3 protein-coding genes are annotated in these 4,090 nt (G+C 71.7%); all 3 read left to right on the forward strand.

The window, feature by feature from the left end:
- On the forward strand, positions 1–294 hold a 294-nt coding region (locus AB0959_RS52845), incomplete at its 5' end, for an alpha-glucosidase C-terminal domain-containing protein (protein WP_366834188.1).
- 26 nt (positions 295–320) lie between these two features.
- On the forward strand, positions 321–1,685 hold the full coding sequence (locus AB0959_RS52850) for a maltokinase (protein ID WP_366834190.1): 1,365 nt from the start codon (positions 321–323) through the stop codon (positions 1,683–1,685).
- Between the two features lie 4 nt (positions 1,686–1,689).
- Entirely contained in the window at positions 1,690–4,008 is a 2,319-nt protein-coding gene (gene glgB / locus AB0959_RS52855) for a 1,4-alpha-glucan branching enzyme (RefSeq protein WP_366834191.1), read from the forward strand.
- Positions 4,009–4,090 lie beyond the last annotated feature (82 nt).

A 4,090-nucleotide genomic window follows, 5' to 3' on the forward strand; every position in this document is an offset into this window, starting at 1 on the left:
TCCTACACCGAACTCGCCTCCAGCAACCCCGCCGTCCTCGCCTTCCTGCGCGAGGCTCCTCCGACGGAGGAGGAAGGGGACGACCTGGTGCTGTGCGTGCACAACTTCTCCCGCTTCGCCCAGCCCACCGAACTCGACCTGCGCGCCTTCAACGGCCGCCACCCCGTCGAACTCATCGGCCAAGTCCGCTTCCCCGCCATCGGGGAACTGCCGTACCTGCTCACCCTCGCGGGCCACGGCTTCTACTGGTTCCGGCTCTCCCGAGTCGCTCCCCGCGCCCGCCGAGAACTTTGAGCGAGCCCGCGAAAGGACGCGTCATCATGGCGAAGACCGAGACCGTTCCACTCCGCCCAAGGAGCCTGGGCGGCATCCACCCGATGGCCTCGCTCAGCGGCATGCTGCGGGAGTGGCTGCCCCGGCAGCGGTGGTTCGCGGGGAAGGACCGGCCCGTCACCGACGTGACGCTGCTGTCGATGACGGAGCTGTATCCGGGCTGTCTGCATCTGCTGGTCCACGCCGAGCACGCTGGACGGCGCACACCTGGTGGCACCTCCCCGCCCGGTGACTGCTACCAGCTGCTGCTGGGCGTACGGGAGCACCTGCCGCCCCGGCTCGCCGGTGCCTTCATCGGACGGGCGCAGGACGGTCCGCTGGCGGGTCTGGCCGTGTACGACGCCTTCCACGATCCGCGGTCGGCGGCGCTGCTGCTGGAGCGGCTGCGGCACCCGGGGACGGCGGGCCCGCTCGTCTTCGAGAGGGATCCGTCGGTGCCCCTGCCTGCCGCGCTCGCCCCGCGTCTGCTGGACGCCGAGCAGTCCAACTCCTCGATCGTCTACGGCGACGCGTTCATCCTGAAGGTGTTCCGGCGTATCCAGGCGGGCGTCAACCCGGATCTGGAGGTGCCGTCGGCGCTGGCCCGGCAGGGCTGCACCCGCGTGCCCGCGCCCGTGGCGTGGATCCGCACCACCCGGCCGGACGCCACCCTCGGCGTGCTCCAGCCCTTCCTGCCCGGTGCGTCGGACGGCTGGACCCTGGCCCTGCGCGCGCTCGCCGAGGGCCGGGACTTCACGGCGGAGTCGTACGAGTTGGGGCAGGCCACGGCCGAGGTGCATCTGGCGCTGGCCACCTCCTTCCCCACCGACGCACGAAGCGAGAACGGACCCGTCGCGGACGCCATGGCCGAGCGGCTGGGTGCGGCCGCGCACTGTGTGCCGGCCCTCCAGCCGTACGTTCCCGGGCTGCGGACGGCCTTCGACACGTTCGGCACGTGCGCCGCCGGCCGTACCGTGCAGCGGATCCACGGCGACCTGCACCTCGGGCAGGTGCTGCGGGCGGACCGTGAGTGGTTCGTCATCGACTTCGAGGGCGAACCGTCCCGTCCCCTGGCCGAGCGCCGCAGCGCCCAGTCGCCGGTACGCGATGTCGCCGGGATGCTGCGCTCCTTCGACTACGCGGCCCGGACGCGGCGGCCGTGGCACCCGGAGTGGGCGGACCGCTGCCGGGAGGCCTACTGCGCGGGCTACGCGGACGGGGCGGGCTGGGACCCGCGGGCGGAGCCCCAGCTGCTGCGCGCCTACGAAACGGACAGAGCGGTGTACGAGGTCGTCTACGAGGCCCGGCACCGCCCCGACTGGCTCCCCGTACCGATGGCGGCGATCCGCCGGCTCGCCACCCGAGGAGGCTGACATCGTGGCCCTGCGTGACCCCTCTCGCTCCCAGCACTCCCCACCGGTACCGGCCGAAGCCCTGCGGCCGGGTGGCAGATCCGGGCATGACAGCCGGAGGCCCTCCGGCAAGCACAGCTCCGCCGTCCGCCGGGCGACCACGGGCAGATCCGACCCCGGGCGCCGGGGGCCCGGTGGGGCGGCTCCTCTGGAGGAGGCCGACCGGGCGCGTCTGCTGTCGGGTGCGCACCACGACCCGCACGCGCTGCTCGGCGCGCACCCCGGTCCCGACGGTGTGACGTTCCGGGTGCTGCGCCCGTTCGCGCGCGGGGTGAGCGTCGTGGTCGACGGGCGTCGCACACCCCTCGGCAGCGAGGGTGACGGACTGTTCTCCGGCGTCCTGCCGCTGGACGCGGTCCCCGAGTACACGCTCGTGGTGTCGTACGACGACGCCGAGTACGAGGTGCAGGACCCCTACCGCTTCCTGCCCGCGCTCGGTGAGTTCGATCTGCACCTCATCAGTGAGGGGCGGCACGAGCAGCTGTGGAAGGCGCTGGGCGCCGAGCCGATGGAGCACCAGGGCGTGACCGGCACCCGCTTCACGGTGTGGGCGCCCAACGCGCAGGGGGTCAGGGTCGCCGGGGACTTCTCGTACTGGGACGGCACGGCGTTCCCCATGCGGTCACTCGGCTCGTCGGGGGTGTGGGAGCTGTTCCTGCCCGGTATCGGAGAGGGCGAGCGGTACAAGTTCGAGATCACGACCCGGTGGGGAGCCCGCTTCCTCAAGGTCGACCCGATGGCCCGGCATACCGAGGCCCCGCCGGCCACGGCGTCCGTCGTGACGGCGTCCCATCACCAGTGGGGCGACCAGGAGTGGCTGGCGCACCGCGCCGACACGCCCGTGCACGAGGCGCCGTTCTCCGTGTACGAGGTCCACCTGCCGTCCTGGCGGCCCGGCCTGACGTACCGGGAACTCGCCGAGCACCTTCCGCCGTACGTGAAGGAGATGGGCTTCACGCACGTGGAGCTCATGCCGGTCGCCGAGCACCCGTTCGGCGGTTCGTGGGGCTACCAGGTCACCGGCTTCTACGCGCCCACGGCCCGGCTCGGCACCCCCGACGACTTCAAGCACCTCGTCGACCGGCTCCACCAGGCAGGTATCGGCGTGATCATGGACTGGGTGCCCGCGCACTTCCCGCGGGACGACTGGGCGCTGGCCCGGTTCGACGGGTACCCGATGTACGAGCCCGGCGACAGCCGTCGTGCGGATCACCCGGACTGGGGCACGTTCGAGTTCGACCTCGGGCGGACGGAGGTGCGGAACTTCCTGGTGGCCAACGCCGTGTACTGGTGCGAGGAGTTCCACATCGACGGCCTGCGCGTCGACGCCGTCGCCTCGATGCTGTACCTCGACTACTCGCGCGAGGACGGGCAGTGGGCGCCGAACGCGTACGGCGGGCGGGAGGACCTCGACGCGGTGCGGTTCCTGCAGGAGATGAACGCCACGCTGTACCGGCGGGTGCCGGGCGTGGTGACGATCGCGGAGGAGTCGACCGACTGGGGCGGGGTGACGCAGCCGACGGAGTGGGGCGGGCTGGGGTTCGGGCTGAAGTGGAACATGGGCTGGATGCACGACTCGCTGGGCTACATGTCCAAGGAGCCGGTGCACCGCAAGTACCACCACAACGAGATGACGTTCGCGATGGTGTACGCCTACAGCGAGAACTACGTGCTGCCGATCTCCCACGACGAGGTCGTGCACGGCAAGCAGGCCCTGGTGTCGAAGATGCCGGGTGACTGGTGGCAGCGGCGGGCCAATCACCGGGCCTATCTGGGGTTCATGTGGGCCCACCCGGGCAAGCAGCTCCTCTTCATGGGTCAGGAGTTCGCCCAGGGAGCGGAGTGGTCGGTGGACCACGGGCCGGACTGGTGGCTGCTGGACCCGGCGTACGGAGCGGAGGCGGACCACAGGGGTGTACGGGACCTCGTGCGCGACCTCAACTCCGTGTACCGGGCCACGCCGGCCCTGTGGCAGCGGGACAGCGATCCCGGCGGGTTCCGGTGGGTGACGGTGGATGCCGCCGAGGACAACGTGTTCGCGTTCCTGCGGTTCGCGGCTGATGGGGCGCCGCTGCTTTCGGTGTCCAACTTCTCGCCCGTGGTGCGGAGCGAGTACGGGCTGTGGGTGCCTGAGGGGGGTGGGGCGTGGGAGGAGGTGCTCAACACCGATGCCGCGGGGTACGGGGGCAGCGATGTGGCCGGCCTGCGGCCGGTGCGGTCCGATGGCGACAGCCTGCGGCTGACGCTTCCACCGCTGGCCACGGTGTGGCTGCGCCCGGCGTAACAGGGTTTCGCCCCCGCCGCCCCCACCCATCCCATCCTGTCCTGGGGGCTGCGCCCCCAGACCCCCGCGGTCGGGGGTTTCC

Source organism: Streptomyces sp. NPDC046862 (assembly GCF_040704615.1).
Lineage (GTDB): Bacteria > Actinomycetota > Actinomycetes > Streptomycetales > Streptomycetaceae > Streptomyces.

What these genes read in the sequence shown, in the direction of transcription:
- AB0959_RS52850 (WP_366834190.1), top strand. Translation starts at nt 321, where the DNA reads ATGGCGAAGACCGAGACCGTTCCACTCCGCCCAAGGAGCCTGGGCGGC.